The sequence below is a fragment of the Pseudomonas sp. PAGU 2196 genome, from assembly GCF_022179005.1.
GTDB lineage: Bacteria > Pseudomonadota > Gammaproteobacteria > Pseudomonadales > Pseudomonadaceae > Aquipseudomonas > Aquipseudomonas kermanshahensis.
The window spans coordinates 271,570-285,170 of record NZ_BNTL01000011.1; the positions used below are offsets into that span (position 1 = coordinate 271,570).

Below are 13,601 nucleotides of genomic sequence, written 5' to 3' on the forward strand. Positions count from 1 at the left end.
GGCAACCTAAAGGGACCGCTATTCCATGGCTCAGTGGAAAACCTAATCAGCATAGCTGCCACCTGCCGGTACGCCATAAATGCAGCGCATGCTGTGCTAACGTGAACAACGTCGCCACCCATCAGCCATTGGAGTCTTGAGATTGGTCGCAAACGGTACCCCGCGCGAAGTTGAGCCGCAGGTCACCCTGCTGGCGTCCAACCCGGCATCAGCTGATCCCATGGGTGAACGCATTGCCCAATTCGATTGGGGCCGTACGTCGCTAGGGCCGCTGCCACGCTGGCCGGCCTCGCTGCGCATTGCCGTCGACATGATGCAAGGCTCGCCATTCCCGTGTGCGGTGGTGTGGGGGGCGGACCTGAGCGTGGTCCATAACGACGCCTATCGGATGCTCCGGGGCGGTGGCCAGGATGCATTGGGGCAGGCGTTCGACGTGCTCTGGAACGATGCCTGGCAGGGCATGGGGCCTTGGGTGTACAAGGCGCTTGAAGGCCGTTCGAGTTTCGTCGAAGACCCGCCGCTGCGCATCGAGCGTGGCAACGTCAACGACCCCTTGTGGTGTGCCTTCGGCTACTCGCCGATTCGGGACGAGCAGGGTGGCGTTGCGGGTTTTCTGCACACGGTCATCGAAACCAAGGCCAGTGCCGAGGCGCACCATCATTGGCGCGAGCAGGCGACGGCCTTTGAAAAACAGCTCGAACGCTACATGGCCGATCGGGAGCAGATCTGGCAATTGTCCCGCGATGCCATGATGATCGTTACACGCGAGCTGACGCTGCACGCGGCCAACCCCGCCTGGTACCGCATCCTGGGCTGGAGTGAGGCGTTGGTACAGAACATGTCGATACTGGAGCTGATCCACCCAGCGGACCGCGCTGAAGTGCAGGTGGCGGTCTCCAGCTTTGTGCAGGGTCAGGAGGCTGAACAGATCGATATCCGCCTGCGCCACCAGGACGGCCACTACCGCTGGTTTAGCTGGTCCGCTAAATTCGATGGCAACTTACTGACCGCCGTCGGCCGCGACATCACCGCAGACCGCGAAGAAGCCATGCGCCAGTCCGAGGCCTTGTTGCGCAACAGCGAGCGCCTGGAGGTGGTTGGCCAACTGGCAGGCGGCATGGCCCATGAAATGAACAACTTGCTGTCCGGCATCGGTGGCAGCCTCGAGTTGTTGCAACGCCGCTTGCTGCAAGGGCGCCTGGAGCGCATCGAGACCTATGTGGAACTGGCGCGAGACTCTGTGCAACGGGCCATGAACCTCACCCACCGGCTTTTGGCGTTTTCCAGCAACCAGCCGCTGGAGGCCAGGCCACTGAATGTCAACCGACAGCTGTCTCTGATCGAGCCCTTGTTGCAGCAGGCGCTGGGCGCGGAAATGAGCCTGCAGTGGCAGTTGGATGTCACCCCCTGGGCTGTCAGCGTCGATGTCACCCAGTTTGAAAATGCCTTGATCAACCTGTGCGCGAATGCCCGTGAAGCGTGCCTTGAGCGCGGCAGCGTCTCGATCAGAACGGTCAACGAACGCTTGGCGACGCATTTCCCGGATGAGAACGGGCTGCCGCCAGGCGACTATGTGGCCTTGCATGTTGAGGATGACGGCCACGGGATGTCGGCCGCAGAGGTCGCCAAGGCCTTTGAACCGTTCTTCACGACCAAGCCCCTGGGACGGGGATCGGGGCTTGGCTTGCCGATGGTCTATGGCTTTGTCGGGCAGTCGGGTGGCTATGTGTGGATAGAGTCGACCCAAGGCCAAGGGACGAAAGTCTCCATGCTGTTTCCGCGTAGCCTGGCGCCGGTTCCGGAAGAGCCACTGGTATGCCTGCCAAGCGTTAATCGCGCGCAAGGCCAGCGCGTGTTGTTGATCGATGACGAACTCAACTTGCGAGCACTGATGCGCGAATTTCTCACCGAGCGCGGGTTTGCCATCTGTGACGTTCAAGATGCCAACTCAGCGCTGGATCGCTTCCGCCATGACGGGCCTTTTGACCTGGTAATCACGGATATCGGCTTGCCGGGCGGCTTCAGTGGGCGGCAAGTGGCCAAGGCAATCCGCATGATCGTGCCGTCGCAGAAGATTCTGTTCATCACCGGTTACACCGACCAACCGATTGAAGCCCAATTGCTCGATCAGCCGGGCACTGCATTGATGCTCAAGCCGTTCGCGCTGGAGCACTTGGCGAACCAGGCCTTGCACATGCTAGACGGTTGAACCGGTTCAGGGCTTGCCGAGAATCTGCGTCACCTGCGCCTGCAACTGCTTGAGCTCGAATGGCTTGCAGATAAGGTGCATGCCAGCGCCGAGGAAGCCCTCGCGAGCCATGGCCGTTTCCGCGTACCCGGTAATGAACAGCACCGGCAGGCGTGGCCGCAGGGTACGTGCGATCTCCGCCAGTTGCCGCCCATTCATGCCCGGCAGGCCAACATCGCTGACCAACAGGTCGATCCGTTGCGATGACCGCAGGATCTGCAGGGCTTCATTGGCGTTGGCGGCGGTTTGGCAGGGGAAGCCGTCTTCGCTCAGTGCCTGACACAGTAATTGGCGGACATGGGGGTCGTCTTCGACCACCAGCACATGGTGGCCCGTGCTGTCAGGCGCAGGTGCGAGGGCTGGGCGTTTGGGCATTGCCTCGCCGACGTGCCGCGGCAAGTACAGGTCGACCTGGGTGCCATGGCCGATCTTGCTCTGCAGGGTGACATGCCCATGCGACTGCTTGCTGAAGCCATACACCATAGAAAGGCCAAGGCCGATGCCCTGGCCGACGGGTTTGGTGCTGAAAAACGGCTCGAAAGCGTGTTCCAACGTGCTCTGCGACATACCCTGGCCGTTGTCGATGATGCGCAGGCGCAGGTAATCACCGCTGTTCAGGGCGCCGTCGGCGAACTGCTTGGCCTCAATCTGCTGGTTGCTGGCCTCGATACGCAGCAGGCCGCCGGTGGGCATGGCTTCGCAGGCATTGAACAGCAGGTTGTCGAGGGCTTCGCGCAGTTGCCCATCATCGGCCTCCACGGCCCACAGGTTGTTGGGCACGTGCAGTTGCAGTGTCACCGAATGGGTCAGGCCAGCGTTCAGGCGCTTCGGCTCTAACAGTGCATGCAGGTCGACCCGCTGGCTGTGCAACGATTGCCGGCTGGAAAAGGCCAGCAGCCGATGGGTCAATTTTCCTGCGCGTGACACGGCCTCCTGGCCCATGCGCAAAATGCCTTCCAGGCTGTCGCTTCGGCCTTTATTCAAGCGTCGCTCGATCAGTTCGAAGCTGCCGCCGATACTGGTCAGCAGGTTGTTGAAATCATGGGCAATGCCACCGGCCAACTGGCCGACAGCTTCCATCTTGCGAATTTGTGTGCGGGCAAGCTCGCTGCTGTGCTGTTCCTGGCTGCGGGCGTCCATCCGCTGTTGCAGTGCTGACAATTGATCCCGCGCCAGGTATTGATGGCGGCGGTTGCGCTGGGCGATACGCGCCAGCTGCAGCACTTGCCCGTCATCAAGCGGGCAGAGCAACTGCATCAGGTTACCGTCAGGTGGGTGAGAAGGCCGGGTGGCAGTGGCGGCCAAGTCCATGATCAACAAGATGGGCAGGTCGGACCAGCTGGGCTGTTGGTCGATAAACCCCTGCAACGGTACGCTGGGGCCATTGCTGAAATGTTGTTCGGCGATGATGACCAAGGCTGCGCCTTCAATCAGGCAGGCGTGCAGGTTGGCGATGTCGAGGGTGCACTGGCTCTCGATGCCAGCGGACGCCAGTAGACGCGCGGTATCCGCGGCAAGTTGCGGGGGTGCCAGGATCAAGGCACGTTCGTCCAGCGCCAACGAACTGGCCAAAGCGACGCTCCTGTGACAGTGGGCAGGGCCGAGGTTGGCCTGCCGCCAGTGGTTCGATACTCACTGGACCACAGGCTGCCGCTTAGGGTTCAACGAATTAGGGGCGGGGCCTACAGGCCCTGTTGCAGCACCGGATCGTCCGGGTTCTGGCGCTCTAGTTCGGCCAGTAGCACCTGGACGTTCTGCAGTTGACCGGTCTCTTTCCAGTACTGGATCAGCAACAGCCGGGCCCGGCGATTGGCCGGCTGCCGATTGAGCACGGTTTCCAGCTGCTTTTGCGCAGCGTCGACCTGGTCGAGTTCATGCAAGGTCATTGCCAGCGAGTAGCGGTAGTCGGCGTTGTCCGGGTCCAGCTCCACCGCACGCGATAAGGCCAGCAGGGCGTACTCACGCTGTTCGTGGCGATTGAGCCAGAGCCCGAGCTCATATTGCAGAAAGGCGGAGTCGGGGCTCAGCAGCAAAGCCTTGGCCAGCACTTGGCGGGAGGCGTCGTGATGGCCTTGGCGCTCCAGCAGGCGTACTTGGGTTGCCAGCGCGTCCAGATTGCCTGGTGCAACCTGAAGGGCGCGTTGCAAGGCCGTAGCAGCCTGGGTGTAGTCGTTTTCGTGCAAGTACAGGCGCGCCAGGTGCACCTGCGCGTCGGCGTCTTCGGGCTGCAGCTCCAGCGCCTGCTGATACTGCTCAAGGGCGGCCTGCAAGGGGCCGAAGTACAGGCCTATGGCGTCCGGGTCTAGGCCCAGCAGGGCGTCCACGGCAGCGAAACGGACACTTTGATCCGCATCATCCAGCAACGGGCCCAGCACCAGGCTGCGTTGCGCGGCGGGGAGCAGGCGGCGGATACCGGCGATGGCGGCTCGGCGTACCAGCGGGTCGGCATGCTCCAGGTCCAGGCGCGCGAGTTTCAGCGCCTGTGGGGAGGGGTAGTTGGGCAGCTCGGCATACAGGGCCGCACGGCGGATGGGGGCCAGGTCGTTACGTTGCAACTGCTGGTACAGCACCCGCGCCGCCCCCGGCAAGCCTTCATGGGCCTGGCGCAAGGCCTTGGCGTAGCTGTGCGCGGGCAGCGTAGGCGGGGCCGGCTGGTCGTCTCGCGGCAGGTAGCTGATCATGGCCGACACCAGAATCAGCAGCAGCAAGGCGATCAGGTAGCGGTTGCGTCTGGGCATCGGACGGTCCGTGGCGGCAGGAAGGGCAGAGCTTGGGGCAGCGAGGGGGCAAATGCAACCGCTGAAGGCTTGGCGGTGCCACGGCCGTCACAGCCCGTGCAAGGCACCAAAAAAAGCCCCGCAGGCCGAGGCCAGCGGGGCAAACGGTTGGGGGAGGATCCAACCAAAGGAGTCGATAAAGCGGGTGAAATCAGCGCGTGCTGGCCACCGTTTCAGGTTGCCAGCCACCGCCCAAGGCTTTGTAGATCGAGACGATACCGCGGTACAGCTCGACCTCACCTTGGGCTTGGGCATCTTCAGCGCTGAGGCGTTCACGTTCAGCGTCGAGCAACACCAGGTAGTCCACCGTACCTTCGCGATAACGGATCGACGCCAGCTCCGCAGCCTTACGGCTGGCGTCACTCTGGCGCATCAGCGACAGCAGGCGCTGCTGCGTTTTGTCGTAATCGCTGAAGGCATTGGCCGACTCTTCCAGGGCCAGCAGCACCTGCTGCTCATAGTTGGCCAGGGCGCCTTCGGCGTCTGCCTTGGCACCGCGCAGGCGGGCGCGTACGCTGCCCAGGTCGAAGGCTGCCCAGGTGATGCTCGGGCCGAGGCCCCAGGCATTGGCTGCCGAGGACCCGATCTGCGAGCCGCGTGCGGCGGTAAAGCCGAGGAAGCCACTGAGGCTGACCCGCGGGAACAGGTCAGCGGTGGCGACACCGACGTTGGCCGTGGCGGCCGCCAGCTGGCGTTCGGCACTGCGGATATCCGGGCGGCGCCGCAGCAACTCGCCAGGGTCGCCCACCGGTAGCGCTTTGGCGATCGCCGGCAGGGCCTTGGGCGACAGGTCGACGCTCAGTGCATCCGGGCGTTGGCCAAGCAGGGTGGCGATCCGATGGCGGGCGCGCGCCTGTTCGGCCTGCAGCTGCGGCACGGTGGCCTCGACGCCGGCCAGGCGCGCATCGGCCCGGACCACGTCGAGTTCGTTGCCGACCCCGGCATCGCGCAGGGTTTCGGTGATGCTGCGCGATTCTTGCTGGGTCTTGAGGTTGGCCAGGGCGATGTTCTCGCGCAATTGCGCGCCACGCAGTTGGCCGTAGGCGTCGACCAGTTCGGCGATCAGGCTGACCTGCAACTGCTGCAAGTCGGCTGCGGCAGCGGCTTCCTGGGCTTCGCTGGCTTCGATCTGGCGCTGGATACGGCCGAACAGGTCAAGCTCCCAGGCCATGTCCAGGCCCAGGTCGTAGCGTTCGCTGTTAACCCGCTGCTCAGTCTGGCCGGGGACCTGGCCTTTGCCGATTTCGCTGCTGGCACGGCTGGTGACCACCGGCAACTGGTCGTTCGAGGCGTCCTCACGGATCGCACGGGCCGACTTCAGCCGGGCAAAGGCCACTCGAAGGTCGCGGTTGCCGTCGAGCGAGGCCTGCACCAGTTGGTTCAGCACCGGGTCGTCGAACTGCTTCCACCAGATGCTTTCGAAGCGGCTGCGGTCGTAGGCCTTGGCCTGCATTTCAGTGTCAAAATGGGCAGGCTCGGTGGTCGGCGTCTTGTAGTCCGGGCCCACCGCACAGGCTGCCAGGGCCAAGGCCAACAGGCTCGGGGTCAGGGGCTTGAGCATATTCATGCGTGGCTCTCCAGCGATTGAACGCGTTCGGCCTTGCGGGCTTGGCGGCGTTCGACGAAACGGCGGATCAGGAAGAAGAACACAGGCGTCAGGAACAGCCCGAATACAGTGACGCCGATCATCCCCGAGAACACCGCGACACCCATGGCGTGGCGCATTTCCGAGCCGGCACCGGAGGAGAACACCAGCGGTACCACGCCCATGATGAAGGCGATCGAGGTCATCAGGATCGGCCGCAGGCGCAGGCGGCAGGCTTCCAGTACCGCAGCCAGCGGGTCGAGGCCCTTGGCCTGTTCATCCTTGGCGAACTCGACGATCAGGATCGCGTTCTTGCACGCCAGGCCCACCAGTACGATCAAGCCGATCTGGGTGAAGATGTTGTTGTCGCCACCCGAGATGATCACCCCGGTAATGGCCGACAGCAGGGTCATCGGCACGATCAGGATCACCGCCAGCGGCAGGCTCCAGCTTTCGTACTGGGCGGCCAGCACCAGGAAGGCCAGCAGCACGCAGAGCGGGAAGACGAACAGCGCGGTGTTGCCCGAGAGGATCTGCTGGTAGGTCAGGTCGGTCCACTCGAAGGTCATGCCGTTGGGCAGCTCTTCCTTGAGCAGTTTTTCAATGGCTGCCTCGGCCTGGCCAGAGCTGTAGCCCGGTGCCGCTGCGCCGTTGATCTCGGCAGTGATGAAGCCGTTGTAGTGCATGACGCGGTCAGGCCCGGAGGTGTCGCTGACCTTGAGGAAGGTCGCCAGCGGGATCATCTCGCCCAGGTTGTTGCGCACCTTCAACTGGCCAATCTGCTCGGCGTCGAGACGGAACTGTTGTTCTGCCTGAACGTTGACCTGGTAGGTACGGCCAAAGCGGTTGAAGTCGTTGGTGTACAGCGAGCCCAGGTAGACCTGCAGGGTGTCGAAGATGTCATTGATCGCCACGCCGTGGGTCTTGGCCTTTTCGCGGTCGATGGCTGCATCGACCTGAGGCACGTTGACCTGGTAGCTGGTGAACAGGCCAGCCAGCTCCGGCACGTTGTGGCTCTTGGCGATGATGTTCTGGGTTTCTTTGTACAGCGCTTCGTAGCCCAGGTTGCCGCGGTCCTCGATCTGCAGGCGGAAGCCGCCGATGGTGCCCAGGCCTTGAACCGGCGGAGGCGGGAAGATCGCGATGTAGGCGTCTTGGATGTCGGCGAACTGGGCATTCAGCGCGGCGGCGATGGCGGCTGCCGACTGGCTCGGGTCTTTACGCTCGTCGAATGGCTTGAGCGGGGTGAACACGATGCCGCTGTTCGGGCTGTTGGTGAAACCGTTGATCGACAGGCCTGGGAAGGCCACCGAGTCGGCAACACCCGGTTGCTTCAGGGCGATTTCGCTCATGCGCTTGATCACCGCCTCGGTGCGGTCGAGGCTGGCGGCGTCCGGCAGCTGGGCGAAGGCGACCAGGTACTGCTTGTCCTGGGCCGGTACGAAACCGGTCGGGGTGGACGAGAAGCCCAGGTAGGTCAGGCCCATCAGGCCGGCGTAGACGAACAGGGCGATGCCGCTGGAGCGGATGACCCGGCGCACGCCGCCAACATAGCTGTGGCTGGCACGGTCGAAGAACCGGTTGAACGGCGAGAACAGCCAGCTGCCCAGCAGCTTTTCCAGCAACCGCGAGAAACGGTCCTTGGGCGCGTGGTGGTCTTTGAGCAGCACAGCCGCCAAGGCTGGCGACAAGGTCAGCGAGTTGAATGCCGAGATCACGGTCGAGATGGCGATGGTCAGGGCAAATTGCTTGTAGAACTGGCCGGTAAGCCCGGAAATGAACGCCGCAGGCACGAACACGGCGCACAGCACCAAGGCGGTGGCGATGATCGGCCCGGTCACTTCGCTCATGGCCTTTTGTGTGGCTTCCAGCGGTTTCAGGCCAAGCCCGATATTACGCTCGACGTTCTCCACCACGACGATGGCGTCGTCCACCACGATACCGATGGCCAATACCAGCCCGAACAGCGACAAGGCGTTGAGCGAGAAGCCGAACAGGTGCATCACGGCAAAGGTACCGATCAGCGACACCGGCACGGCCAGCAGCGGAATGATCGAGGCGCGCCAGGTCTGCAGGAACAGGATCACGACCAGGACGACCAGGATCAGCGCTTCGAACAGCGTGTGCACTACCGCTTCGATCGAACCACGGACGAACACGGTCGGGTCATAGACGATGCTGTAGTCCATCCCCTCAGGGAAGTCCTTCTTCAGCTCGGCCATTTTCGCCCGCACTTCGTCGGAGATGTCGATGGCGTTGGAGCCTGGGCGCTGGAAGATCGGGATCGCCACCGCCGGCTGGTTGTTCAGCAGGGAGCGCAGGGCATACTGGCTGGAGCCCAGTTCAACCCTGGCGATGTCTTTCAGGCGGGTGATTTCGCCATCGGCACCGGCACGGATGATGATGTTCTCGAACTCTTCCTCATTGACCAAGCGGCCTTGGGTGTTGATCGACAGCTGGAAGCTGGTGGAGCCGGGGGCGGGCGGGGCGCCCAACTGGCCGGCCGCAACCTGGCGGTTCTGCTCACGGATGGCCGCAACGACGTCGCTGGCGGTCAGGTTGCGCGAAGCAGTCTTGTTCGGGTCGAGCCACACACGCAGCGAGTAGTCGCCCATGCCGAACAGCTGCACATCACCCACGCCACCCAGGCGCGCCAGCTCGTCCTTGATGTTGAGGATGGCGTAGTTGGACAGGTAGAGCATGTCGTAGCGGTTATCCGGCGACGTCAGGTGTACGACCATGGTCAGGTCGGGCGAGGCCTTGTCGACGGTGATACCAATGCGCGTCACTTCCTCCGGCAGCTTGGGCTGGGTACGGGTGACACGGTTCTGGACCTGCACCTGCGCGTTGTCCAGGTCAGTGCCCAGGGCGAAGGTGATGGTCAGTGTCAGCTTGCCATCGGCGGTGGACTGGGAAGACATGTACAGCATGTTCTCCACGCCGGTGATGGCCTGCTCCAGCGGCGCGGCGACCGTTTCACCGATCACCTTAGGGTTGGCGCCCGGGAAGTTGGCACGCACCACTACTGTAGGTGGCACCACCTCGGGGTATTCGCTGATCGGCAACTGGAACAGCGAGATCGACCCTGCGATCAGCAGTACCAGCGACAGTACCGCCGCGAAGATCGGCCGGGTGATGAAGAATTTCGAGAAGTTCATCGGTGTGGTCCCTTAACCGCGTGGCGCTTGGGCGCTGGCGACTTTTACAGTGGCGCCCGCTACCTTCGGCGCCGGGTTGCTGGCCTCTAGGGCCTGGCGCTGTTGGGCGAGGGCGGCGAGGGTCTGCTCGCTGGCCATCGGGGTGTCTTCCGGGGTTACCGCGGAGCCTGGGCGCACACGCTGCAGGCCCCTGACCACGATGCGGTCGTCCTTGGCCAGGCCGCTGCGCACGATGCGCAGCCCTTCTAGCTTCGGCCCCAGCTCTACCGCGCGGTAGGCGGCTTTGTTGTCCTTGTCCATCACCAGCACGAACTTCTTGCCAAGGTCGGTGCCGACGGCTTCGTCGTTGATCAGCACGGCGTCGTACTGGGCGCTGCCGACCAACTTCAGGCGGGCATACAGGCCAGGGGTGAACTGGCCGTCGCGGTTGTCGAACACGGCGCGGCCACGGATGGTGCCGGTGCGCGGGTTGACCTGGTTGTCGACGAAGTTCATCTGGCCCAGGTGCGGGTTGCCGGTTTCGTTGGTCAGGCCGAGGTACACCGGGGTGGCCTGGCCGCGCTGGCCTTCACGCGCCAGCTGGGTGTACTTGAGGTACACGCGCTCGTCGGCGTCGAAATAGGCGTAGACCTTGTCGGTGGAGACCACGCTGGTCAGCGGGGTGACATCGGCGGTGACGATGTTGCCGGCAGTGAACTGGGCACGGCTGACCCGGCCGCTGATGGGCGCGGTCACGCGGGTGAAGCTCAGGTTCAGGCGGGCCAGGTCGAGTTGGGCCTGGATCGCATCGACCCCGGCGCGGGCTTCGGCGGCGGCGCTGCTGCGCGACTCGGCAAGTTCGGCGGAGATGGCGTTGCTATCACGCAGGCGCTCGCCGCGGCGGGCTTCGTTGGCGCTGCGGATGGACGTGGCCTTGGCTTGCTGCAGTTGGGCTTCGAGGCGGCGGACCTCTGCCTGGAACGGGCGTGGGTCGATCTGGAACAGCAGGTCGCCTTTCTTGACCTGCGCGCCCTCGGTGAAACCAACCAGGTCGATCTGGCCCGAGACCCGTGGCCGCACTTCGACGGTTTCCGGGGCTTCGAGGCGGCCGGTGAACTCGTCCCATTCGTTGATCGGCTGCTCGATCACCTTGGCCACGCTGACCTTGGGCGCGGCGGGCGCCTGCACGGCGTCGGGGGTTCGACCGCAAGCGCTGAGCACTACGACTGCCAAGGCAGCGAGTGGAAAGCGCAAGGGTTTGAGTGATTGTTCCATGGAGAACTCCGCCAATGTATTAGTAGTGGGCGGAGTGTGAGTGTCTTGCGCGTGAGGCACGAATCGAACGGGGCGAAGGTTATTATCACGCTGAATGATATGTCGGGATATTTCATCGATGGTGGGCATGGTAGGGTGCCTGTGCCGGCCCTTTCGCGGGGCAAGCCCGCTCCCACAGCAACCGCGTCAATTCTGAAGGTGGCGCATTTCCTGTGGGAGCGGGCTTGTCCCGCGAAAGGGCCGGTGCAGACACCCTCGTATGTGACTCAAGGCCTCGTAGTGAAAAGCACCCCCCAATTCCCCAGGCCCCTCGGCATCGTCTGCCTGGGCATCCTGCAAATCCTGGTCTGGGGCGGTTCGTTCTTCCTCATGGCCGTGATGGCCGACCCGATCAGCCGTGACACTGGCTGGCCCAGCCAGTGGGTGTACGGCGCGTTGTCGCTGAGCCTGATGGTCTCGGCGCTGTGCGCCCCGTTGTCCAGCCGCCTGGTCGCCCGCTACGGCGGCCGCCCGCAAATGGCGGCCAGTGGTGCGGTGGTTGCAGTGGGCCTGCTGATCATGGCTGCCAGCCACAGCCTGGTGGTGTTCCTGCTGGCCTGGGCGGTGATCGGTGTGGGCATGGCCATGGGGCTTTACGAGGCCTTGTTCTCGACCCTGGGCGGCCTGTATGGCGAAGGCGCTGGCAAAGCGATCACTGGCATCACCCTGATTGCCGGCTTTGCCTCGACCCTGTCGTGGCCGACCGTAGCCTTGGCCATCGAGCACCTGGGCTGGCGCATGACTTGCGTGTGTTATGCGGTTGTGCTGCTACTGGTGGTAGCCCCTTTGTATTGGCGTGTATTGCCGCCAGGCGGGCAGGTCGAGGTGCGCAAGGCGCAGCAGAACAGCGCTGCAGTCGGGGTAGATCGCCAGCTCTACCTGCTGTTGACCTGCATGTTCGCCATTGGCGCGATCATCATGACGGCGATTGCCGTGCAGTTGGTCGCCGTGCTCCAGGGCCTTGGGCATTCGCTGCCGGTGGCGATCGGCCTGGCGGCGATGCTCGGCCCCAGCCAGGTGGCCTCGCGGGTGCTGCAGATTCTGGCGGGCAAGCGCCACCCGATCTGGACGGCGCTGGCCTGGGTAAGCCTGGTGCTGGTGGGCTTGCTGCTGGTGACGCTGGTGCCGGCGGCCACGGCCGTGGGCCTGCTGGTATTCGGCTGCGGTAACGGCTTGCGAGCGATCGTGCGCGGGCTATTACCGCTGGCAATGATGCCGCCCGCGCAGTATGTGCTGCTGATGGGGCGCATGTCGCGGCCTTCGCTGATCGGCCAGGCCTTGACGCCGCTGCTGGGTGGATATCTGTTTGAGCACTTTGGCTCGATGGGGGTATTGGTGACCTTGTGTCTGCTGGCACTGGTCAATGTGGTGCTGGTGGGCATTGTGATGCGGCGGGTACGTGCTGGCGCTAAGAGTTGAGTCCCTTTGAGATCAAGCGCCAGCAGCATTTGACGCTGCTAGACCTGCTGCGCGCCAAGGTTGAACGCCCCGGCTTCGCCGTTGTTTACAGCTTTCAGCAAGCGTTTGGCGCGTTTGCGCAGGTCGGTCAGATCGAGCAGGCCGTGATGACGGGAAGCATGGATGGCGGGCATGCCAACTCCTTTGGGGCTCGGTCCGCCGACAAGCCGGGAGCTGGAATGAAAATGAGATGAAGCGTGGCTTGGGCACCCCTTCGCGCGGACCGCAGGCGCAGCGAACGCCTTAGGGCGGACTCTAGCGGCTAGTGGGCGGTGAAGCAATGGCCTGCCGCGTATCTGAGCGGTTGATCGGGAACTTCGATGACATGTTCAGGTCGATAGCGTCTTCTTTCGAACCAGGCCCACCTGGACCCGTCGAGTGCGTTCCTCATGCCAAGCAAGCGTATGCTGTCGGCCTTAACCCTGTTGTTCAGTATCACCGCGTGCGATTTCATCACCGCCGGTGAGCGCACGGCGCCTGCAAGCAGTAACACGGCCTCGACCCTGCTGATCGAAACAGCCTCCAGGCAGTACGCAGAAGGCAAACTGGACCAGGCTGCCGCCTCGCTGGAGCGGGCGCTGCAAATCCAGCCGAACAACCCCGCCACGTTGCACTACCTAGGTGTGCTGCGCCTGCAGCAGGGGCAATACGAACAGGCTGAAGTGTTAGCGGCGCGCTCCAACCTGCGGGTTGGACGCAACGTGGCCTTGCGCAATCGCAATCTGCAATTGATCGAGGCGGCGAACCAAGCCCGGATTTCGGGTACGCCGCCGGGTGCTGTAAAGGCGTCGGCCGTTCAAGTAATACCCGCAGAGGCCAGCCCGGAGCCTGCGCGATCAGTCTCCCTGGCTGCTGCCCAGCAACGCCAGGGCGTTGCCGGTCAGCAGCGAGTGGGCATGGCTGAATACCTCATGGACGATGCTGCTTTCGAGGTACCGCGGGGCCACGGGCCGCCGCCAGGCAAATGCCGAATCTGGTACCCCGATCGCCCACCTGGGCACCAACCCCCGCCGGGCAAATGCAAGAAGCTGCAAAAGCATGTTCCTGCGGGTGCCTACCTACTGCGTCACTGATGACCGGGG

The 13,601-nt window shown here is 63.6% G+C and carries 9 protein-coding genes; 3 read left to right on the forward strand and 6 right to left on the reverse strand.

Features of this window, described 5'->3' with window-relative positions:
- Nucleotides 1–142 precede the first annotated feature (142 nt).
- Entirely contained in the window at nucleotides 143–2,209 is a 2,067-nt protein-coding gene (locus MFF34_RS11500; RefSeq protein WP_238213693.1) for a PAS domain-containing sensor histidine kinase, read from the forward strand.
- Between the two features lie 6 nt (nucleotides 2,210–2,215).
- On the opposite strand, the gene MFF34_RS11505 is transcribed toward MFF34_RS11500, so the two are convergent.
- From MFF34_RS11505 to mexE, 5 genes are all read right to left on the reverse strand, one after another.
- Nucleotides 2,216–3,820, reverse strand: a complete 1,605-nt coding sequence (locus MFF34_RS11505) for a response regulator (RefSeq protein WP_238213707.1) — start codon at nucleotides 3,818–3,820, stop codon at nucleotides 2,216–2,218.
- Between the two features lie 110 nt (nucleotides 3,821–3,930).
- Nucleotides 3,931–4,986 carry a tetratricopeptide repeat protein gene (locus tag MFF34_RS11510; RefSeq protein WP_099429211.1) on the reverse strand — a complete coding sequence of 352 codons (1,056 nt, stop codon included), beginning with the start codon at nucleotides 4,984–4,986 and terminating at the stop codon, nucleotides 3,931–3,933.
- Nucleotides 4,987–5,176: 190 nt separating this feature from the next.
- A complete protein-coding gene (locus tag MFF34_RS11515) occupies nucleotides 5,177–6,592 on the reverse strand; it encodes an efflux transporter outer membrane subunit (protein ID WP_027593417.1) in 1,416 nt (471 codons plus the stop codon).
- Entirely contained in the window at nucleotides 6,589–9,768 is a 3,180-nt protein-coding gene (locus MFF34_RS11520; RefSeq protein WP_238213708.1) for an efflux RND transporter permease subunit, read from the reverse strand. The genes MFF34_RS11515 and MFF34_RS11520 overlap by 4 nt, the downstream gene beginning before the upstream one ends.
- 12 nt (nucleotides 9,769–9,780) lie before the next feature.
- Nucleotides 9,781–11,022: a multidrug efflux RND transporter periplasmic adaptor subunit MexE gene (gene mexE, locus MFF34_RS11525; protein WP_238213710.1), complete on the reverse strand. Its 1,242-nt coding sequence runs from the start codon at nucleotides 11,020–11,022 to the stop codon at nucleotides 9,781–9,783.
- A gap of 330 nt (nucleotides 11,023–11,352) precedes the next feature.
- Between mexE and MFF34_RS11530 the strand changes: the two genes are divergently transcribed.
- Nucleotides 11,353–12,480, forward strand: coding sequence for an MFS transporter (locus MFF34_RS11530; protein WP_238214419.1), 1,128 nt, complete (start codon nucleotides 11,353–11,355; stop codon nucleotides 12,478–12,480).
- A gap of 38 nt (nucleotides 12,481–12,518) precedes the next feature.
- Here the strand turns inward: MFF34_RS11530 and MFF34_RS28090 are convergent, their stop codons facing one another.
- Complete coding sequence (locus MFF34_RS28090) at nucleotides 12,519–12,653, reverse strand: hypothetical protein (RefSeq protein WP_283236621.1); 135 nt, start codon at nucleotides 12,651–12,653, stop codon at nucleotides 12,519–12,521.
- 255 nt (nucleotides 12,654–12,908) lie between these two features.
- Here MFF34_RS28090 and MFF34_RS11535 point away from each other — a divergent pair, with 255 nt between their 5' ends.
- Nucleotides 12,909–13,592 (forward strand): lipopolysaccharide assembly protein LapB, encoded by a 684-nt coding sequence (locus tag MFF34_RS11535; RefSeq protein ID WP_238213712.1) that lies wholly within the window; start codon nucleotides 12,909–12,911, stop codon nucleotides 13,590–13,592.
- Nucleotides 13,593–13,601 lie beyond the last annotated feature (9 nt).